20 protein-coding genes are annotated in these 18871 nt (G+C 63.4%); 14 read left to right on the forward strand and 6 right to left on the reverse strand.

Annotation, left to right across the window (positions count from 1 at the left end):
- Nucleotides 1–59: 59 nt before the first annotated feature.
- Nucleotides 60–962, reverse strand: coding sequence for a LysR family transcriptional regulator (locus tag HNQ71_RS05910; protein WP_184871607.1), 903 nt, complete (start codon nucleotides 960–962; stop codon nucleotides 60–62).
- Nucleotides 963–1063: 101 nt separating this feature from the next.
- Here HNQ71_RS05910 and HNQ71_RS05915 point away from each other — a divergent pair, with 101 nt between their 5' ends.
- From HNQ71_RS05915 to HNQ71_RS05940, 6 genes are all read left to right on the forward strand, one after another.
- Nucleotides 1064–2053, forward strand: a complete 990-nt coding sequence (locus HNQ71_RS05915) for a zinc-dependent alcohol dehydrogenase family protein (protein ID WP_184871608.1) — start codon at nucleotides 1064–1066, stop codon at nucleotides 2051–2053.
- 165 nt (nucleotides 2054–2218) lie between these two features.
- Nucleotides 2219–2518 (forward strand): TFIIB-type zinc ribbon-containing protein, encoded by a 300-nt coding sequence (locus HNQ71_RS05920; RefSeq protein ID WP_184871609.1) that lies wholly within the window; start codon nucleotides 2219–2221, stop codon nucleotides 2516–2518.
- A 74-nt stretch (nucleotides 2519–2592) separates the two neighbouring features.
- On the forward strand, nucleotides 2593–3615 hold the full coding sequence (locus HNQ71_RS05925) for a Tim44 domain-containing protein (protein ID WP_184871610.1): 1023 nt from the start codon (nucleotides 2593–2595) through the stop codon (nucleotides 3613–3615).
- Between the two features lie 390 nt (nucleotides 3616–4005).
- Entirely contained in the window at nucleotides 4006–4557 is a 552-nt protein-coding gene (locus HNQ71_RS05930) for a MaoC family dehydratase (protein WP_184871611.1), read from the forward strand.
- A gap of 2 nt (nucleotides 4558–4559) precedes the next feature.
- Nucleotides 4560–5720 carry a CaiB/BaiF CoA transferase family protein gene (locus tag HNQ71_RS05935; RefSeq protein WP_184871612.1) on the forward strand — a complete coding sequence of 387 codons (1161 nt, stop codon included), beginning with the start codon at nucleotides 4560–4562 and terminating at the stop codon, nucleotides 5718–5720.
- A gap of 26 nt (nucleotides 5721–5746) precedes the next feature.
- Nucleotides 5747–6883 carry an extracellular solute-binding protein gene (locus tag HNQ71_RS05940; protein ID WP_184872247.1) on the forward strand — a complete coding sequence of 379 codons (1137 nt, stop codon included), beginning with the start codon at nucleotides 5747–5749 and terminating at the stop codon, nucleotides 6881–6883.
- 10 nt (nucleotides 6884–6893) lie between these two features.
- Here HNQ71_RS05940 and HNQ71_RS05945 read toward each other — a convergent pair whose 3' ends face one another.
- Both HNQ71_RS05945 and HNQ71_RS05950 read right to left on the reverse strand, forming a co-directional pair.
- Complete coding sequence (locus HNQ71_RS05945) at nucleotides 6894–7733, reverse strand: amidohydrolase family protein (RefSeq protein ID WP_184871613.1); 840 nt, start codon at nucleotides 7731–7733, stop codon at nucleotides 6894–6896.
- A 63-nt stretch (nucleotides 7734–7796) separates the two neighbouring features.
- Nucleotides 7797–8582, reverse strand: coding sequence for an IclR family transcriptional regulator (locus HNQ71_RS05950; RefSeq protein WP_184871614.1), 786 nt, complete (start codon nucleotides 8580–8582; stop codon nucleotides 7797–7799).
- A gap of 168 nt (nucleotides 8583–8750) precedes the next feature.
- Between HNQ71_RS05950 and HNQ71_RS05955 the strand changes: the two genes are divergently transcribed.
- The 8 genes from HNQ71_RS05955 (at nucleotide 8751) to HNQ71_RS05990 (ending at nucleotide 16078) form a co-directional block, all read left to right on the forward strand.
- Nucleotides 8751–10070, forward strand: coding sequence for an ABC transporter substrate-binding protein (locus tag HNQ71_RS05955; RefSeq protein WP_184871615.1), 1320 nt, complete (start codon nucleotides 8751–8753; stop codon nucleotides 10068–10070).
- A 163-nt stretch (nucleotides 10071–10233) separates the two neighbouring features.
- Nucleotides 10234–11130, forward strand: a complete 897-nt coding sequence (locus HNQ71_RS05960; protein ID WP_184872248.1) for a carbohydrate ABC transporter permease — start codon at nucleotides 10234–10236, stop codon at nucleotides 11128–11130.
- A gap of 2 nt (nucleotides 11131–11132) precedes the next feature.
- Nucleotides 11133–11999 (forward strand): carbohydrate ABC transporter permease, encoded by an 867-nt coding sequence (locus tag HNQ71_RS05965; protein ID WP_184871616.1) that lies wholly within the window; start codon nucleotides 11133–11135, stop codon nucleotides 11997–11999.
- A 3-nt stretch (nucleotides 12000–12002) separates the two neighbouring features.
- Nucleotides 12003–13100, forward strand: a complete 1098-nt coding sequence (locus HNQ71_RS05970) for an ABC transporter ATP-binding protein (RefSeq protein WP_184871617.1) — start codon at nucleotides 12003–12005, stop codon at nucleotides 13098–13100.
- 5 nt (nucleotides 13101–13105) lie between these two features.
- Complete coding sequence (locus HNQ71_RS05975) at nucleotides 13106–14218, forward strand: mandelate racemase/muconate lactonizing enzyme family protein (RefSeq protein ID WP_184871618.1); 1113 nt, start codon at nucleotides 13106–13108, stop codon at nucleotides 14216–14218.
- A gap of 9 nt (nucleotides 14219–14227) precedes the next feature.
- Nucleotides 14228–14557 carry an L-rhamnose mutarotase gene (locus HNQ71_RS05980; RefSeq protein ID WP_184871619.1) on the forward strand — a complete coding sequence of 110 codons (330 nt, stop codon included), beginning with the start codon at nucleotides 14228–14230 and terminating at the stop codon, nucleotides 14555–14557.
- A complete protein-coding gene (locus HNQ71_RS05985; RefSeq protein WP_184872249.1) occupies nucleotides 14553–15626 on the forward strand; it encodes a Gfo/Idh/MocA family oxidoreductase in 1074 nt (357 codons plus the stop codon). The genes HNQ71_RS05980 and HNQ71_RS05985 overlap by 5 nt, the downstream gene beginning before the upstream one ends.
- Nucleotides 15623–16078 carry a MaoC/PaaZ C-terminal domain-containing protein gene (locus HNQ71_RS05990; RefSeq protein ID WP_184872250.1) on the forward strand — a complete coding sequence of 152 codons (456 nt, stop codon included), beginning with the start codon at nucleotides 15623–15625 and terminating at the stop codon, nucleotides 16076–16078. The genes HNQ71_RS05985 and HNQ71_RS05990 overlap by 4 nt, the downstream gene beginning before the upstream one ends.
- A gap of 80 nt (nucleotides 16079–16158) precedes the next feature.
- Here HNQ71_RS05990 and HNQ71_RS05995 read toward each other — a convergent pair whose 3' ends face one another.
- The 3 genes from HNQ71_RS05995 to HNQ71_RS06005 form a co-directional block, all read right to left on the reverse strand.
- Nucleotides 16159–16941 carry an MFS transporter gene (locus HNQ71_RS05995; protein ID WP_343068055.1) on the reverse strand — a complete coding sequence of 261 codons (783 nt, stop codon included), beginning with the start codon at nucleotides 16939–16941 and terminating at the stop codon, nucleotides 16159–16161.
- A 123-nt stretch (nucleotides 16942–17064) separates the two neighbouring features.
- Nucleotides 17065–17583: a 4-vinyl reductase gene (locus HNQ71_RS06000; RefSeq protein ID WP_184871620.1), complete on the reverse strand. Its 519-nt coding sequence runs from the start codon at nucleotides 17581–17583 to the stop codon at nucleotides 17065–17067.
- A gap of 10 nt (nucleotides 17584–17593) precedes the next feature.
- Entirely contained in the window at nucleotides 17594–18868 is a 1275-nt protein-coding gene (locus HNQ71_RS06005) for a metal-dependent hydrolase family protein (RefSeq protein WP_184871621.1), read from the reverse strand.
- Nucleotides 18869–18871 lie beyond the last annotated feature (3 nt).

An 18871-nucleotide genomic window follows, 5' to 3' on the forward strand; every position in this document is an offset into this window, starting at 1 on the left:
CGGCTCAGGCACCGCAAGGTGGCCTGAGTCGCGCGGACGTCCGACGACGACGCCTGCGATCAGGCCATCGATTTCGGCAAAGCGGCCGCCAGTGCATCGACGGCCAGCCGTACCTTCAACGGCAGATGCGGCGTCTGCAGCCAAAGCGCGTGACAGTCGTAGAGGTATCGCGGCTGATCCGGCAGCAGCGCCACCAGCGCGCCAGCCTGAATGCGCTCGCGCACCAGCCAATAGGGCAACCAGGCAAGGCCCATGCCTTCGGCAGCGGCATCGGCGATGGCATCGAGATCGTCGAGCCTCAGCCGGCCGGTCGGCATGATCTCCTGCACGGCTAGCCCCTCGTGCAAGAACAGCCACGGCTGAACGACCTGGCCGAGCCGGCGGTAGACGATGGCCTGATGGTCCGCGAGATCCTCGATCCGCCGTGGTTCGCCGTGGCGTTGGAGATAGGAGGGTGCTGCGCAGACGAGCATGCCCTGGCGCGCGACACGACGCGCGATCACCCCTGCCTTGTCGTCCAAGGCGCCGGTGCGGATGGCAAGATCGTAGCCGTCCTCGGCAAGGTCGGCGAAGCGGTCGCTGAGCGACAGTTCCAGTTCCAGCATCGGATATTGCCGCGCCAGCCGCAGCAATATGGGTGTCACGCAGTGGCGTCCGAAATGCGCCGGCATGGTGACGCGCAGTTTGCCTCGCGGTTCGGAAAACTGGTCGGCGGCGAGCGCATCGGCGGCTTCGGCCTCGGCCAGCACCACCCGGCAGCGTTCATAATAGGCGCGTCCGAAGTCGGTCAGGCTCTGCCGGCGCGTGGTCCGGTTGAGCAGCCGCACGCCCAGCCGTTCCTCGAGAAACCGGACATGCTTGCCGACCATCGGCCCGGACAGATCGAGCGCGATTGCCGCGGCCGCGAACGAGCCGACGTCGACGGCCCTGACGAACACGGCCATGCTCTCAAGTCGATCCATATTCGGAACTCCTGGTTTCTACTGTTCTGCCTTATAGCCATTTATTGCCGAGAATCTTGCCTGCATAGCTCATTCGGTTCAGATAATTTGGAGTCACCCGAATGGCACGTCTTGTTCGCTTCCACGAGCATGGTGGCCCCGAAGTCCTGCGCATCGAGGACGTCGAGCTTCCCCGACCGGGTTCGGGCGAAGTTCAAATCCGCGTCAAGGCGCTCGGCCTCAATCGCGCCGAGGCGTTGTTGCGCGCGGGTGCCTATATCGAGACGCCGACGCTCCCTTCGGGGCTAGGCCTCGAAGCGGCTGGTATCATCGAGGCGGTGGGCGAAGGCGTGAATAACTTCGCGCCAGGCGACAGTGTCAGTGTCATCCCGCCGCAATCGATGATCCGCTGGCCCGCCTATGGCGAGCTCGCCACCTATCCCGTCGGGCTCGTCGTCAAGCACCCGCCCTCGCTCGACTGGCCAATGGCGGCGGCGGTCTGGATGCAATACCTCACCGCCTATGGCGCGCTGATCGATATCGCCAGGCTGCACAGCGGAGATTTCGTCGTCATCACCGCCGCATCGAGCAGTGTCGGGCTTGCCGCGATCCAGATCGCCAACAGGATTGGCGCGACCGCGATTGCGGTGACGCGGACATCGGCCAAGAAGCAGGCCCTGCTCGATGCCGGTGCAGCTTATGTCGTGGCGGTGACGGAGGAGGATCTGGCCGCACGGCTCGATAAAATCGCCGGGCCGCAAGGCGTGCGCGTCGTGTTCGATGCGATCGGCGGCCCGATCTTCGAGCCGCTGGCGGCGGCGATGTCGCGGGGTGGCATTCTCATCGAGTATGGTGGCCTCAGCCCGGAGCCGACGCCGTTCCCGTTGTTTGCCGTGCTGGCCAAGACGCTGACGCTGCGCGGTTATCTCGTCCACGAGATCACCGGCAACCCGGCGAAGCTGGAAGCGGCCAAAGCGTTCATCCTCGAAGGCCTGGAGACCGGCGCGCTGAGGCCGATCATCGACAGAACTTTCCCGTTCGAGCAGGTCGTCGAGGCGCATCGCTATCTGGAATCGAACCGGCAGTTCGGAAAGATTGTGGTGACGGTTTAAGCAACAATCCCTTGAAGGCGCGCCTCTGCATTCCTAACTGCCTTGTGCGGGCCGGGCCCCTCTGACTGTCGCTTCTTTGGCGATTGTGATGTCGGACCGCTGTAACGGGCCCGTTTCTATTCTTTTCGGTCAAGCGGGCTCATTCTTTTTGGTTTGGAGCCCCTCATGACATCTTCCCTCCTTGGTTTGGTTTGCCCCTCCTGCCGCATCGCGCTCGTGATGAGCGAACGCCAGGGGATCGAGATCGATTATTGTCCGCAGTGCCGCGGCGTGTGGCTTGATCGCGGCGAACTCGACAAGATCATCGAGCGTTCCGGCAGGGACGCTGCGCCTGTGCAACAGCCACAGCCGGCAGCATTCTCCCAGCCGCAACATGGCCAAGGGCGCGATGACGATTATTCCCGCTCGCAAGGCCACCGCTATCCGAAGCGGAAGAAATCATTCTTCGAAGAATTGTTCGATTGACCGCATGATGCCCGGCATCCGGGCCGGCGTTTGCTGAAAAATTCCGAAACCACATCGAAAAAAGGCCAACCCCGATGATTTCTCGCTCAAGCCGATTTGCCGCCCTGTTTGCAGGGCTGGTCCTTGCATTCTCCATGGTCGCGATGGAGCACGCCGAGGCTCGTCGCGGTGGCAGTTTTGGCAGTCGTGGCACGCGTACGTTCCAGTCGGCACCGCCGACCAGAACGGCACCGGCGCCGACCGCTCCGGTCGAGCGTTCCATGACGCCCAACACCGGCGTGAACACTTCGGCACGGCAACCCCAGGCCGGGCTGCAGAGGCCCGGCTTCATGAGCGGCTTCGGTGGAACGATGATGCGCGGCCTGCTGCTCGGTGGCCTGATCGGCCTGCTCGTCGGCCAAGGCTTCGGCGGCCTGGCCGGCATGTTCGGTTTCCTGCTTCAGGCCCTGCTCATAGGTGGCGCAATCATGCTGGCCATTCGCTTCTTCCGGTCGCAATCCGCGGGCGGCCCTGCCTCGGCACTGGCCGGTGCAGGCAATGCCCAATCTTCCAATGCCCAGGCTTCCAATGCCCCGGCTTCGAGATTTGAGAACCGCGCAACAGCACAGCAGCAGGCGGACACTGCTCGCTCCTTCACAATTCCCGGCTTTGGCGGCGGTCCCGGCGGCGACTCTCCAGCCAGCGGTTCCGAGGAGATTACGCTGGCTCAGACCGACCTCGACGCATTCCAGCAGTTGTTGACTGACGTTCTGGAAGCATTCGGGCGCGAAGACCATGCCGCTCTGCGCCGGGCGACGACCCCCGAGATGGTTTCCTATCTGTCCGAAGAACTGGCCGACAATGCCCAGAAAGGTCTCAGGAACGACGTGTCGGACATCACTTTGCTGCAGGCCGACATCGCGGAAAGCTGGCGCGAGGATGACCGCGACTACGCCACCGCCGCACTGCGCTACGAGTCTCGTGACGTGATGCGCGAACGGGCCACCGGCAAGGTCGTCGAGGGCGACGATGATCATCCGACAGAAACCACGGAGCTGTGGACATTCATGCGTGAGAATGGCTCGAGCTGGAAGCTCTCGGCAATCCAACAGGCCTGAGCCCCGGCCAGTTCTGTTCCGAGGCTTCGAGGGAAGTTGCGGCGTTCGGCCCACTTTCTTGACTTATATCGGCGTGCCGATCTCGGCGGCCCGTCCGGTGTCGGTCAGCATGCCGCTGTCGGTGTCGCGCCCTGAAAATACGGCGCCTCACGATTCAAGCGGCCGATAAATACCAGACAGGCATTGCGGATTGTTTGCTCTCCTGCCCGCTAGCGCTTCGGCGCGCGGGAACGGCCAAGATTTCGCCTGTTCACGCTTGCAACGTAACCCCATATGTGAAAATACTATTTACAAAAGAAGATTGGCCGGAGGAAACGTCGTGCTTTCAGGCGCTTTTGTGCGTGCTCCAGCACCTGTGCGGTGCCCCCCACAGGGCTGGCGGAGCCGACCATGAACGATTTTGCGCCCACCGTCGGGGTCGCCTCGACGCACCCCGCCAACATGCCCGAGGATCACTCAGCCCTGCCGGTGTGGAACGCCGAGAACTGGTTCTATGAGGACTGGCCGGTCGGCCAGAAGATCCGCTCGTTGCGGCGCACCATGGCGGAAGGCGACAGCCACCTGTTCAACACGCTGGTGCTCGACATCCACCCCTATGTGCAGGACCAGATGTTTGCAGAGACGGAAGGCATTTTCGGCAAGCGGCTAATCGCCGGCGCTTTCGTGTTTTCGGCTGGCCTTGGGCTGGTCGCCACCAATTGCGTCAACGCCTTTTCCTATGGCTACGACAGGCTGCGTTTCATAAAGCCTGTCTTCATTGGCGACACGATCTATTCGATCCGCTCCAACCTCGACAAGCAGCCGCGCTACAAGGAGATGGGGCTGATCCGCGCCAGCTACGAGGTATTCAAGGGCGAAGGCGAACTCGTTCTCTACTGCGAGCATCTGCAGACGGTGAAGTACCGCAACCCGGCCGACTTTGTCGGCAAGACGGAGAAATAGGGATGCCGGCAGCAGCCGAATTGCCACTTGCGGGTCTCGTCGTCGTCGACATGAGCCAGTTCCTGTCCGGGCCTTACTGCTCGCTCAGGCTGCTCGACCTCGGCGCCCGCGTCATCAAGATCGAGCGTCCGGATGGCGGCGACCTGTCGCGCCGGCTCTACCTCAGCGACACCGAGATCGGCGGCGATTCCACCATCTTCCATGCCATCAACCGGGCCAAGGAAAGTTTTGCAATTGACCTCAAGAACGAGACCGACCTCAAGGCGCTGCGCGGCCTGCTGGCCAAGGCCGATGTGCTGATCCAGAATTTCCGGCCGGGCGTCATCGAGCGGCTCGGCCTCGACTACGAAGCCGTCCGCAAGATCAACCCGCGCCTGGTCTATGCCTCGATCAGCGGCTACGGCGAGGACGGCCCATGGGTCAAGCGGCCGGGCCAGGATCTGTTGGCGCAGTCGCGCTCCGGGGTGATGTGGCTGAATGGCGACGAGGAGCAGGGCCCGGTGCCGTTCGGGCTCGCCATTGGAGACATGCTGGCGGGTGCCGCCTGCGCGCAAGGCATACTGGCAGCGCTGGTGCGGCGCGGCATCACCGGCCAGGGAAGCCATATCGAAACCAGCCTGCTGGAAGCGCTGGTCGATTTCCAGTTCGAGGTGCTGACCACACATCTCAATGACGGCCGCCGCTTGCCCAGGCGCTCCAGCTTCCGCAGCGCGCATGCCTATCTCTCGGCGCCTTACGGCGTTTACGCGGCCAAGGACGGTTACCTCGCCATCGCCATGACGCCGATCCCCAAGCTGGCCGACCTGCTGTCGCTCGGCGAACTGGCGCCCTATCGCGACAAGCCGGCATCGTGGTTCACGGCGCGCGACGACATCAAGGCGATCATCGCGCAAAGGATCGCCACCAAGACCATAGACGAGTGGCTTGATATCCTGGAGCCGGCCGACATCTGGTGCGCCAAGGTGCTGACCTGGCCGGAAATGCTGGCAAGCGAAGGGTTCCAGTCGCTCGATATGCTGCAGACGGTGACGCGCGACGACGACGTCTCGATCCTCACCACCAGCTCGCCGCTCAGGGTCGACGGTGTCAGAGCCAAGGTCGAGCGGGCGGCACCGCGCATCGGCGAGCACAGTGCTGCGATCCGCGAGGAGTTCGGGCTGTGACCACACTCGCGCCCACCCTCAGGGGCATGACCTGGAGCCATCCGCGCGGCTACGATCCGATGGTCGCCTGCTCGTCGCTATGGAAGCAGAAGACCGGCGTTGCCATCGAATGGGACAAGCGCTCCCTGCAGGATTTCGAGTCCTTCCCGGTCGAGGAACTGGCGCGTGCCTATGACCTCATCGTCATCGACCATCCGCATGTCGGTCAGATCACCGCGGAGCGCTGCCTCGAGCCCCTTGATGTCACCGGCCGCGAAGCGGAACGCGCAGCCCTTGCCTCCGGCAGCGTCGGCCAGTCCTATCCGAGCTACAGCTGGCAGGGACGGCAATGGGCCTTCCCGATCGACGCGGCCAGCCAGGTCCAGGCCTGGCGGCCGGATGCGCTCGATGCACCGCCATCGCGTTGGAACGAGGTGCTCGACCTCACCCGGCAAGGCCGCGTGCTGTTGCCGCTGCGACCACCCCACTCGTTGATGGTGTTCTATACACTTGCCGGCAATCTCGGACACTCGTGCGCAACCGATCCGTCCCGCGATCTCATCGACATCGAGACCGGTAGCGAAGTCTTCGAGGCGATGCGCGATATCGCGGCACTGATCGACCCGGACTGCTTCGAGATGGATCCGATCGCCGTTTCAGAGCACATGACAGAGACGGATTCCCGAATCGTCTGTGCGCCGCTGATCTATGGCTACGTCTCCTATGCGATGGCTGGGTTCCGCGCGCACCGCCTGGCCTTCGCCGACATCCCGGTCATTGGTGCCGGCGGCGCCATCGGTTCGGCGCTTGGCGGCACCGGCATAGCGGTTTCAGCGTTTTCCAAGGCAAAAGATGCGGCGATCGACTTCGCCTACTGGGTCGCCAGCGGCGATGTCCAACGCAGCGCCTATGCCGCCGCCGGCGGCCAGCCCGGCCATGCCGCTGCGTGGGAAGATCAGAAGGTCAACGCCGCGACCGGCAACTTCTATCGCGATACGCGCGCAACGCTGGAAGGCGCATGGGTGCGGCCGCGCCATGACGGTTATATGGCGTTCCAGCAGGCGGCGTCCGACCGCATCATCGCCGGCCTGACATCCAGGCACCGGGCTGGCCAGGTCGTTGCCGATCTCAATCGCCTGTTCCGGGAAAGTGTTCCGGTGCAGGTGTCCGGCGCTCGGGCGTGAACGAACCCAGCTAATCGAGCCGCCACAGCTTGCGGGCATTCGCGAACAAGAGCCTGTCGCGTTCGTCGACGCTGCAGCCTGAAAGCAGCGCATGGGTCGCCGCCACCCAGGTCGAGAGGCCGCCGCCAAGCGTGCAGACCGGCCAGTCGCTGCCCCAGACGACGCGGTCCCAGCCGAACGCGTCGATTGTGTGTTCGACATAAGGCCGCAACGTCCCGGCCGTCCAACTGCCGGGATCGGCATAGGCAACGACGCCGGAAATCTTGGCCATGACATTCGGGCGGCGCGCGATCTCGCTCATGTGTTCGCGCCATGGATGTTCGCCATTGCCCTTGATATCGGGGACGCCGCAATGGTCGAGCACGAACTGGACATCGGGCGCCAGGTCGGCAAGCGCGACTGCCTTGGGAATCTGGTGCGGCAGCACGACCAGATCGAAGGTCAGCCCGCTGCCGCCAAGCCCCCTGATGTTGTCCCGAAACAACGGGCCTTCCGAGAGTTCGTCGGGCACGACATGGAGGACGCGGCGGAAACCCTTGACGAACGGATTTGCCCGCTGCCGGTCGAGATAGGCTGCAAAATCTGCTTCTTCCGGCCGGCAGGACGCGATCGCACCGGCCAGCATGCTGCCGGGCTGCCGCGACAGCCCTTCGACACGATCGGTCTCGGCTTCGATGTCCGCCGGATCGACGTCGACCTCCATATGCAGCACGCGTCCGACGCCGACGCGCTGGGCCTCCACGGCGTATTCCTCGTAGGAAAAGTCGCGGTCGAGCGCCGGTACGTCGGCAAGCCAGGGATAGCGCAGCACCGAACGATCGATGAGATGCAGATGGGTGTCGACGATCACTGTAGCTCCTCCTCTTGGGTCGTTAGATCATCTCACGGAGGAATTCTTCATTCAAATAAGAATTCACGTCGACGAGCCGACCGCCGATCCGGCTAGGTGCGAAAGCTTTTCGGCGGTGACCAACAACAGTTCGATGGTCCTAGTGATGTCAGGCGCGGAAGGCGCGTTGACGACGGTGATGTAGGGAATCGACAGTGCCGCGATCGCCTTGCCATCGGAACTGCGCACCGGCGCCGACAGGTTGAAGACACCGGCGGTCTGCATCGAAGCCATCATCTCGTAGCCGCGGTCGCGGATCTGGTCGAGTCTGGCGAAGAACTCGGCCGACTGCGCCGTCTTGTCGGTGCTGCGAACGTGTTCCGAAATCATCATCTGTCGCTCTTCCTGGGAACGGAAGGCCAGCAGGACATGGCCCGAGCCGGTGTCGAACAGGCTGATGTGGGAGCCGACGCGGATCGAGATGCCCCAGTAATTCGGTGCCTCCTGCTGGGCGATCACAACGGCGGAACCACGATCAAAAACAACGAGTTGGTTGGCCTGCTGCGATGTCTCTGCCAGCTCGCGCATCAGCGGCGTGGCGTAGGAAACCAGCCGTCGCACCGGCGCATGCAGCTGCGCAAGGCCAAACAGCTTCAGCGTCAGCGAATAACGGTCGCCATCCAGCCGGGTGACGTAGCCGCGCCGCACCAGCCGGTCGAGCATCCGATAGAATTCGTTGGGGCTGCGGTCGAGTTTCTTGGCGATTTCGGCCTGCGTCAGGCCACCGTCGACGCCCGCAAGCAGTTCGAGGATGTCGAGCCCCTTGTCGAGCGCCGGCGCGCGATAGCGCTCGTCTTCGCTGTCATCCATGGCGCATCTCTCCAGTGAATTCGATTCTTCATATACGCAGGAACGCGGCCGACGGAAACAAATTTCGCCTTGACGTACCCGTGAATGTTTTGTTTGTATATGAATGTAGCACTGCTTGTCATCAGACGAGTTGCGGTCGCCGCTGAGGCGCACCAAGGGAGGATACCAATGAACAGACTGCTTTCCGGCGTGTCCGCCGGCGCATTGTTGCTTGCATTCGGTGCAGGCGCGGCCCTTGCCGGCGACCTGCCCGGCAAGTTCGAAGGCGTCACCATCGACGCCAAGCTGATCGGCGGCCAGCAATATGAAAAGCTCTACGAGCGCATCCCCGAATGGGAGAAGCTGACCGGCGCCAAGGTCAACATCCTGACCAAGAAGAACGGCTTCGACATCGACAAGGAGCTCAAATCCGACATCGCCTCGGGCAGCACCAACTGGTGCGTCGGCTGGAACCATTCATCGTTCGCGCCGCAGTATACGAGCCTCTACACCGACCTCAGCAAGCTCTTGCCCAAGGCAGAGATCGACGCCTTCGTGCCCTCGACGATCAAGTCGGCAACCATCGACGGCAAGCTGGAGATGCTGCCGCGGGCGCAGTTCGACGTTTCGGCGCTCTACTACCAGAAGAGCCTGTACGAAAACGCCGACAACAAGACCAAGTTCAAGGCGAAATACGGCTATGATTTGGTGCCGCCGGACACCTGGAAGGAAGTCACCGACCAGGCCGAGTTCTTCGCCAACCCGCCAAATTTCTACGGCACCCAGTTCGCCGGCAAGGAAGAGGCGATCAACGGCCGTTTCTACGAGATGGTGGTCGCCGAAGGCGGCGAATATCTCGACAAGGACGGCAAGCCCGTCTTCAACTCCGAAGCCGGCATCAGGGCGCTCGACTGGTTCGTCAACCTCTACAAGGCCAAGGCCGTGCCGGCCGGAACGACCAACTATTTGTGGGACGACCTCGGCCAGGGCTTTGCTTCAGGCACCGTCGCCATCAACCTCGACTGGCCGGGCTGGGCCGGCTTCTTCAACGATCCGAAGTCGTCGAAGGTCGCCGGCAATGTCGGCGTGAAGGTTGCGCCGAAGGGCTCGTCGGGCAAGCGCACCGGCTGGTCCGGATTCCATGGCTTCTCGGTGACCGAGAACTGCCCCAACAAGGAGGCCGCGGCTTCCCTTGTGTGGTGGCTGACCAACGAGGACAGCCAGAAGCTCGAGGCCGCCGCAGGTCCGCTGCCGACCCGCACCGCGGTGTGGGACTGGGACCTGCAGCAAGCAGCAAACGATCCTTACAAGAAGGAGGTCCTTGCCGCCTTCCAGGAAGAGGCCACGCACGCCTTTGCCGTGCCGCAGACGCCTGAGTGGATCGAGATCTCGAACGCCGTCTATCCCGAACTGCAGGCGGCGATCCTTGGCGACAAGACCTCCAAGCAGGCACTGGACGAAGCCTCAGCCAAGGCGACGCAGATCCTCCAGGACGCCGGCAAGCTTTAGCAACCGCTCCCAAGACGGCCTCCCCCATCAGCCATGGGGGAGGCGATCGCGTCTTGCCCGGGCGAGTGCGCGGACCGATCCCTGATAGCCTTCCGTTCCCCGGCCCGGGCCTCGACAAGCAAGAGGCACCGATAAGTTGAATGCAACACCCAACAGGATCCTGATGAAGGGCTTCAAGCCATCCGCGCCATTCCTGCTGCTGCTCCCGGCTGTCATCGTGCTGGCTGCGGTTGTCGTGGTGCCGCTGCTTTTGTCGCTCTATTCCAGCTTCACGCCTTTCCGCCTGACGCGGCCCGAGACTTTCTTCGTCTTTGTCGGCTTCAAGAACTATCTTTCGATCCTGTCCAACACCGACTTCTGGTGGGCGTTCGGCCGTACGGTGCTGCTGCTGACGATCGCGCTCAATCTCGAAATGCTGCTTGGCCTCGGCCTGGCGATGTTGGTCGAGAAGGCGACGCGGGGTCAGCGCATCCTGCGCACGCTGATGATGTTTCCGATGATGTTCTCGCCGATCCTGGTCGGCTTCCAGTTCAAATTCATGTTCAACGACAATATCGGCCTGGTGAACAATGCCTTGCAGTCGCTCGGCATCACGCAGGACGCCATACCATGGCTGATCGAAAGCCACCTCGCCTTCATCGCCATTTCGATTGCCGAAATCTGGTCGTCGACCGCGATCTTCGCCATCCTGATCCTCGCCGGTCTGCTCGCCATGCCCAAGGAGCCGATCGAGGCGGCGCGTGTCGACGGGTGCACGCCATGGCAGACATTCCGTTATGTGACGTGGCCGTTCGTCATGCCCTTTGCCTACATCGCCATGACCATCCGCTCGCTCGACGTGGCGCGCGCCTACGACATCGTCAAGATCATGACAGATGGCGGACCGGCAGGCCGCACCGAGCTGTTGTGGACGCTGGTGGCGCGCACCGCCTACAGCGACGGCCGCATGGGCATGGCCAACGCGATGGCCTATTTCTCGATCCTGCTGTCGATCGCCTTCACCGTCTACTTCTTCAACAAGCTCGCCGCGGCGCGCACGCAGATCGGTGCTGAGTGGTGAAGATGAACGAGAATTCTTCCGCCCGCTTGAAGCGCCGGCTCACAGGCATTGTTTATCGCATCGGACTGTTCCTGGCGATGCTGACCATCTGCCTGCCTGGCCTGTGGATCGTGCTGTCGTCGCTGCGGCCGACGGTCGAGATCATGGCCAAGCCGCCGGTGTGGATCCCGCAGGAGATCTCGTTCGACGCCTATGTCGCCATGTTCAGCGGCATCGGGAAGGGCGGCATCCCGGTGATCGAGTATTTCCGCAACTCGCTGATCATCTCGGTGACGTCGACGATCATTGCCGTGGCCATCGGCATGGCCGGCGGCTATGCCTTCGCGCGCTACCGCTTCCGCGGCAAGTCGAGCGTCTTTCTCGGGCTGATGCTGACACGCACGGTGCCGGGCATCGCGCTGTCGCTGCCGCTGTTCTTCCTCTATGTGCGGCTTGGCATCATCGACACACATTTCGGACTGATCCTTGCCTATGTCGCGCTCAACGTGCCGTTCACCATCTGGCTGATCGACGGCTTCTTCCGCCAGGTGCCGAAGGATCTCGCGGAAGCGGCGCAGATCGACGGCTGCACGCGCTGGCAGGCGTTCTGGCAGGTCGAGTTCCCGCTCGCCGGGCCGGGCATTGCGTCGGCCGCCATCTTCGCCTTCCTGACCTGCTGGAACGAATTCGCGCTGGCCTCGCAGCTGACCCGCTCGGTGAGCGCCAAGACGCTGCCGGTCGGCCTGCTCGACTACACGGCCGAGTTCACCATCGACTGGCGCGGCATGTGCGCGCTCGCCGTGGTGATGATCATTCCGGCCCTCACCCTCACCTATATCGTCCAGAAACACCTTGTCGGCGGCCTGACCTCCGGCGCGGTGAAAGGCTGACCCATGGCAACCGTTTCCCTCACCAAGCTGACCAAGCGCTACGGCAATGTCGGGATCGTGCACGGCATCGATCTCGACATCGCCGACCGCGAATTCATCGCGCTGGTCGGCCCCTCCGGCTGCGGCAAGTCGACTACGCTGCGCATGATCGCCGGGCTGGAGGAGATCAGCGCCGGTTCGATCGAGATCGGCGGCCGCGTCGTCAACGACCTGCCGCCACGCTCGCGCAACATCTCGATGGTGTTCCAGTCCTACGCGCTCTATCCGCACATGACGGTGCGCGAGAATCTCGGCTTTTCCCTGAAGATCGCCGGTGCGGCCAAGGAGGACATGGACCGACGCGTCGCCGAGGCCTCGGCCATCCTCGGCCTCGACACGCTGCTCGACCGCCGCCCGTCGCAACTGTCCGGTGGCCAGCGCCAGCGCGTTGCCATGGGCCGCGCCATCGTGCGCGATCCCGACGTCTTCCTGTTCGACGAGCCGCTCTCCAACCTCGACGCCAAGCTGCGCACGCAGATGCGCACCGAGATCAAGAAGCTGCATGCCAAGGTGCAGTCGACGGTGATCTACGTCACCCATGACCAGGTCGAGGCGATGACGCTTGCCGACCGCATCGTCATCATGCGCGACGGTTACATCGAACAGGTCGGCACGCCCGACGAGGTTTTCCGGCGGCCGGCGACGCGCTTCGTTGCCGGCTTCATCGGCTCGCCGCCGATGAACCTGCACCAAGCCACGATCGATGACGGCCAGATGGTCTTCGCCAGCGGTGAAAAGCTGCCGCTGCCTGGCCAGTTCAAGGCCAATGTCTCCACCGGCGACAAGGTCGTGTTCGGGCTGCGGCCGGACGACATCTACCCGACCGGCCATGGCATCAGTTCCGGCGGTGCCGCCGACGTCCACCAGATCGAGCTGCCGATCACGGTCACCGAACCGCTCGGCAACGAGACGCTGGTGTTCGTCGAATTCAACGGCACTGACTGGGTGTCGCGCATGCTGAACCCGAGGCCGCTGAAATCGGGCGAGCGGATCGCCATGAGTTTCGACATGTCGCAGGCACATCTGTTTGCCGCCGACACCGGGAAGACATTGCGGAGCTGACGGACATGGCCAGAATTGAAAAAGTCGAACTGCGGATGGTGGACCTTGTGCCCAAGGTTAAGCGCACCGACGCCATCCAGAGCTTCGTCAGCCAGGAAACGCCGATCGTGACGATCACCGATTCCGACGGCGCGGTCGGCACCGGTTACAGCTACACGATCGGCACCGGCGGCTCGTCGGTGATGCGGCTCCTATCCGACCATCTGGCGCCGCGCCTGATCGGCCGCGACCCCGACATGATCGAGGCGATCTGGCACGATCTTGAATTTGCCACCCACGCCACCACGATCGGTGCGATCACGGCCATCGCGATCGCGGCGATCGACACGGCGCTGTGGGATCTGCGGGCGAAGAAGCAAAACCTGCCGCTGTGGAAGCTGGCCGGCGGCGCCAAGGACCGCTGCCCGCTCTACACGACCGAGGGCGGCTGGCTGCATATCGAAACGCAGGCGCTGGTCGACGATGCGCTGGCCGCCAAGTCCAAGGGCTTTCGCGGCTCGAAGGTGAAGATCGGCAGGCCGCACGGCTCGGAAGATCTCGTCCGCCTATCGGCGGTGCGCAAGGCGGTGGGCGACAGCTACGAGATCATGACCGACGCCAATCAGGGGTTCTCGGTCGATGAGGCGATCCGGCGCGCGGCCAGGCTGCGCGAGCTCGACCTCGCCTGGATCGAGGAGCCGCTGCCGGCCGACGATATCGACGGGCATGTGCGGTTGTCGAACTCGACGCCAACGCCGATCGCCATCGGCGAGTCGCTCTATTCCATCCGCCATTTCCGCGAGTACATGCAGAAAGGCGCCTGCTCGATCGTCCAGGTCGATGTCGGCCGCATCGGCGGCATCACGCCCTGGCTCAAGATCGCCCATGCGGCGGAAGCCTTCGACATTCCGGTCTGCCCGCATTTCCTGATGGAACTGCATGTCAGCCTGACCTGCGCTGTTCAGAACGGCCGCTATGTCGAGTACATTCCGCAGCTCGACCAGTTGACCGGCAAGCGCATGCGCATCGAGGATGGGCAAGCGCTGGCACCCGACGAACCTGGCATCGGCATCGATTGGGACTGGGACGCGGTCAAGGCCATGAGCATCGCCGAATTCACCACGGCGATCACCAGATAGGAGACGGATATGCAGCGGATGGGGATGGTTCTGGGGCTGAAGCCGGAAAAGGTCGAGGAATATGTCCGCCTTCATGCCGCCGTCTGGCCTGACGTGCTGACCATGATCTCGGCCTGCAACATGAAGAACTACTCGATCTACCTGAAGCGGCCGGAGAACCTGCTGTTCAGCACGTTCGAATACCACGGCACCGACTATGCCGCCGACATGGCCAAGATGGCGGCCGACCCGAAGACGCAGGAATGGTGGGCGGTCTGCATGCCTTGCCAGGAACCGCTGGCGACGCGTGGGGACGGCGAATGGTGGGCACCGATGGATGAGGTCTTCCATCATGATTGAAGGCGGTTTCGACCCTGCCTCACTCGCCCAGTCCTGGCCCAAACCTTCCAAGCCCCGGCCGATCGTCACCTTCGGCGCCGGGTCGATCGTCGGCGACGCGCATTTCCCGGCCTACAGGAAGGCCGGCTTTCCGGTCGCCGGGCTTTACGATCCCGATCATGCCAGGGCCGCAAAGCTGGCGGATCAATGGGGCGTGACGGCGTTTCGTTCGGGGGACGAAGCCGCCGCCGTGGAGGGGGCGATCTTCGACCTCGCGACGCCGCCCTCTCGCCATGCCGATGTGCTGAAATCCTTGCCTGACGGCGCGGTGGCGCTGATCCAGAAGCCGATGGGCAGCAACCTCACCGAAGCGACCACGATCCTCGAAATCTGCCGCGCCAAGAAACTGCAAGCGGCTGTGAACTTCCAACTGCGCTTCGCGCCTATGATGCTGGCGCTAAAGGATGCCATCGGCAAGGGCTGGCTCGGCGAGATCGTCGACTTCGACGCCTGGTTGGCTTTGGCGACACCGTGGGAACTGTGGGAATTCCTGCTCAAGGCGCCGCGCGTCGAGATCGCCATGCATTCGATCCACTATCTCGATCTGATCCGGCAGTTGCTCGGTGACCCCCGAGGCGTGCACGCCAAGACGCTCGGCCATCCCAATCACGGGGTGGCGCAGACGCGCACCAGCGCCATTCTCGACTATGGCGGCACCGTGCGCTGCGCGCTGTCGATCAATCATGACCACAAGTTCGGCCGCCGGCACCAGGCCTGCGAGTTCCGCATCTGCGGCACCGAGGGCGCGGCCTATCTCAAGCTTGGGCTCAACCTCGATTATCCGCGCGGTGAACCGGATGTGCTGGAAATCTACCCCAAAGGCGGGACCGACTGGGTGCCGGTGCCCTTGGCCGGCGAGTGGTTTCCCGATGCCTTCGTCGGCCGCATGGCCAATGTCCAGCGTTTTGCAGTCGGCGAAGATGCGAAGCTGATCAGTCCGGTCGAGGATGCCTGGAGCACGATGGCGCTGGTCGAGGCGGCCTATCAATCGAGTGCGGCACCGGCGACACCGATCACGGAAAGACCCTGATGGAACAGATCCAGTATTTCGAGGACTACGAGATCGGCGCGTCGCGCCTCACCAGCGGCCGCACCATCACCGAAACCGACTTTGTCGTCCATGCAGGCCACACCGGCGATTTCTTCCCGCATCACATGGACGCGGAGTTCATGAAGACGACGCCGTTCGGCCAGCGCATCGCGCATGGCACGCTGGTGTTCTCGATCGGCATCGGGCTGACGGCGACGGTCGTCAATCCTGTTGCCTTTTCCTATGGCTACGATCGGCTGCGCTTCATCAAGCCGGTGTTCATCGGCGACACGATCCGCACACGCACCACCATCGCAGCCAAGGAAGACGATCCCAAGCGGCCGGGTTCAGGACGGGTCATCGAGCGCTGCGAAGTGATCAACCAGCGCGGCGAAGTGGTGCTGGCGGCCGACCACATCTACATCGTCGAACGCATGCCGGCGGAGGGCTGAAGCTCAGGGGCAACTGTGTGGATATAAGTATGCCCGTACACGCGCCTGACGCCACGTCATAACTTTCGTCGCCTTATTTGTTAGAATTGCCCTTCCGAACGTGGCCGCTGACCTGCACGCCGTCCTGGGCGCGCAGACACAGGAAAGCCGGGAGTGGACAGCAGCGGGATGATCGCGGTCAACAGGAACACCTGATGAAAGCGCTCCGGTGTCACGATGTGGGTTTCCCCTGCAACCAGACCCAGCACCATGGCGGCGATTGAAACGCCGAGCGAAACGCTGAGCTGCTGCAGAACACCGCCGAGGCTGGTGGCGCGGCTGAGCTTGTCCGCCGGCAGGTCGGCATAGGACAGCGTGTTGGAGGTCATGAACTGCGCCGACCGGATGATGCCGAACACGAAGACGTAGAGGCCGATCATCCAGTGTGGGGTGTCGGCGCTGATCAGGGCGAAGCCCGCCACAGCGGCAGAGCCGACCACCGCGCTGCCGATCAGCACGACATTGAAACCGAAGCGCCGCAACAGCGGCGACAGCAGCGGCCGAATGAGCAAGGCGCCGAAGCTGCCGACGAATGTCAGCGAGCCGGAGGTGACCGGGCTCATGCCAAAGCCGACCTGCAGCATCAGCGGCAACAGGAACGGCACGCCGTTGAGGCCGACGCGGCACAAGCCGCCGGCGAGCGTACCGACCCAGAACGAGCGAAACCGAAACAGCGTCAGGTCGACTGCCGGCGCGACGACGCGGCGCGCATAGCGCCCGAAGGCGAGCAGCAGCAGGACCGCCGCTGCCAGCACCAGCACCGTCGCCGAAACAGGGATGATCGGCCGGCCGATGCTTTCCAGCCCGAATTGCAGCAGTGCCACGCCGGCTACACCGGAGACTATTGCGGAACCATCCAGTGGACGTTTGGCTTCTGCGGCCCCCACGGTCTGTGAGCCTCATCCGGCCGTAGCGCGCCCCAGGCAAGACAGCTGCGCTCGGATGGCCTATGGCTTTGCCGCGAAGTCGAACCGGCAATGGTCGTGCCGGCCATCACAGGCGCAGTATGTCTCCTCGCATTCGACTTGCGTCGGTGCCGCAAGACCGAGCAGGAACGAGAAGGCGCCGGTGACAAAACCCTCGAACATGTAGCAGACGCGCCGGCCTGGCCCCTGCCCGGCCTCCAGCGCGAAGATCGAATTCCTCAGGCTGATGCTGCCGCGACGACTGGCGAGCGCGTCGATCGAGAACTGGCCCCAGCCGCGCTGCGACAGGCGCTGGAAATAATGGTGGAACGTCGCCTCGGGATCGAGGCCCTTGCCCTGCACCTGCGCCTCGCACCATTCGATGGCGGACTTTGCCGTCGCTGTGCGCAGGATGGCGCGATAGACATCGCGGCCCAGCGCCGCCTCGACCGCGAGATGATTGTTCACCAGAAAGTGCCTGGGCAGGTAAACCATGGGCAGCCCGTCGGTCCGCCAGATGCCGCTCATCTCGTCGACATCGATCGGAACCGCGGGCTGCATGATCCCTAGCCTAGGCCGCTTGACGCTGCGCGGCGAGCGAGGCCGACTGGTCCTTGTAGAGCTCGCCGTCCTTCATGATGACGACGAGGTTCTTCTCATGCACCATCATGTCGAGGTCCTTCAGCGGGTCGCCATTGACCAGCAGCAGGTCGGCGATGAAGCCTTCCTTGACCATGCCGAGTTCGTCGCCGAGGCCCATCACCTGGCCGCCGAGGCGGGTGCCGCATTGCAACGCCTCGCTCGGCGAATAGCCGAGCAGATCGACGAAATGCTTGAGATCGCGCGCATTGGTGCCTTGCGGCGTCTGCGCGAAACCATAGTCGCCGCCGATCAGCGCCCGCACGCCGCGCTTGCGCAGTTCGGTGTAGACCTTGCGGCTGTCGTCGAGGATGCGCTGCATGCCGAACTTGACCGCCATCTCGTGGGTGAAGCCGAAGGGCTCGCCCTCGTAAAGCGTTCCGTAGATGATGCCGATGGCCGGGCCGACGAAGATGCGGTCCTTGGCCGATTCCAGCGCATCGAGCGCTTCCTCGTCGGCGGATTCGCAGTGGTAGATGACGTCGACGCCGCACTTCACCGCGCGCTTCACCGAACCGGCGGCGCGGGCATGGCAGTTGATCTTCTTGCCGAAGTCGCGCGCCACCGACACCGCCGTCATCACTTCGGCCTCGCTCATCACGGTGAGGCCGCCATGCGCCGCGGGGCTGAGATCATCGCCGGAAATGTTGATCTTGATGTTGTCGGCGCCTTCGCGGCAGCACAGGCGCACCGCCTTGGTGATCTCCTCGACGCCGTCGGCGATCATGCCGAAGCTCTCGTGGTACATATGCTGCTGGCGCTCGTCGCCGAGGCCGCCGGTCACCGTGATCTCCGGGCTGCCGGCGCGCATGCGCGGTCCCGGCAGGCGGCCGGCATTGATTTCGTTGCGGATGACGATGTCGAGCCTGAGCTTCGAGGTTGCGGCGCTGTAGGCGCTGGTGAAGCCATGGTCGAGCAATGTCTTGGCATTGCGCATGGTCAGCAGAAGGTGCTCCTCGGGCGGAATCAGGCCAAGGTCGGAATCCTTGATCGCGCCGCCGAAGGAGATGTGGGCGTGGCCTTCGACAAGGCCCGGCATCAGCGTCATGCCGCGGCATTCGACCGTTGTCGCGCCGTCGCCGGACAATTGGCCGGGCGTGCGGGCAATGGTGACGATGCGGCCATTCTCGACCAGCAGATCGGCTGGAAAGGCATCGGCGCCGGTGCCATCCCAAATCATGGCATTTCGAAACATCACTCTTGTCATGAC

The organism is Mesorhizobium sangaii, assembly GCF_014207355.1.
In the GTDB taxonomy this organism is placed as follows: Bacteria; Pseudomonadota; Alphaproteobacteria; order Rhizobiales; family Rhizobiaceae; genus Mesorhizobium; species Mesorhizobium sangaii.

Bases quoted from the DNA above. Each gene is read 5' to 3' on its own strand.
- HNQ71_RS05910 (WP_184871607.1), bottom strand. From the start codon at position 962: ATGGATCGACTTGAGAGCATGGCCGTGTTCGTCAGGGCCGTCGACGTC.
- HNQ71_RS05915 (WP_184871608.1), top strand. From the start codon at position 1,064: ATGGCACGTCTTGTTCGCTTCCACGAGCATGGTGGCCCCGAAGTCCTG.
- HNQ71_RS05920 (WP_184871609.1), top strand. From the start codon at position 2,219: ATGACATCTTCCCTCCTTGGTTTGGTTTGCCCCTCCTGCCGCATCGCG.
- HNQ71_RS05925 (WP_184871610.1), top strand. From the start codon at position 2,593: ATGATTTCTCGCTCAAGCCGATTTGCCGCCCTGTTTGCAGGGCTGGTC.
- HNQ71_RS05930 (WP_184871611.1), top strand. From the start codon at position 4,006: ATGAACGATTTTGCGCCCACCGTCGGGGTCGCCTCGACGCACCCCGCC.
- HNQ71_RS05935 (WP_184871612.1), top strand. From the start codon at position 4,560: ATGCCGGCAGCAGCCGAATTGCCACTTGCGGGTCTCGTCGTCGTCGAC.
- HNQ71_RS05940 (WP_184872247.1), top strand. From the start codon at position 5,747: ATGACCTGGAGCCATCCGCGCGGCTACGATCCGATGGTCGCCTGCTCG.
- HNQ71_RS05950 (WP_184871614.1), bottom strand. From the start codon at position 8,582: ATGGATGACAGCGAAGACGAGCGCTATCGCGCGCCGGCGCTCGACAAG.
- HNQ71_RS05955 (WP_184871615.1), top strand. From the start codon at position 8,751: ATGAACAGACTGCTTTCCGGCGTGTCCGCCGGCGCATTGTTGCTTGCA.
- HNQ71_RS05960 (WP_184872248.1), top strand. From the start codon at position 10,234: ATGAAGGGCTTCAAGCCATCCGCGCCATTCCTGCTGCTGCTCCCGGCT.
- HNQ71_RS05965 (WP_184871616.1), top strand. From the start codon at position 11,133: ATGAACGAGAATTCTTCCGCCCGCTTGAAGCGCCGGCTCACAGGCATT.
- HNQ71_RS05970 (WP_184871617.1), top strand. From the start codon at position 12,003: ATGGCAACCGTTTCCCTCACCAAGCTGACCAAGCGCTACGGCAATGTC.
- HNQ71_RS05975 (WP_184871618.1), top strand. From the start codon at position 13,106: ATGGCCAGAATTGAAAAAGTCGAACTGCGGATGGTGGACCTTGTGCCC.
- HNQ71_RS05980 (WP_184871619.1), top strand. From the start codon at position 14,228: ATGCAGCGGATGGGGATGGTTCTGGGGCTGAAGCCGGAAAAGGTCGAG.
- HNQ71_RS06000 (WP_184871620.1), bottom strand. From the start codon at position 17,583: ATGCAGCCCGCGGTTCCGATCGATGTCGACGAGATGAGCGGCATCTGG.
- HNQ71_RS06005 (WP_184871621.1), bottom strand. From the start codon at position 18,868: ATGACAAGAGTGATGTTTCGAAATGCCATGATTTGGGATGGCACCGGC.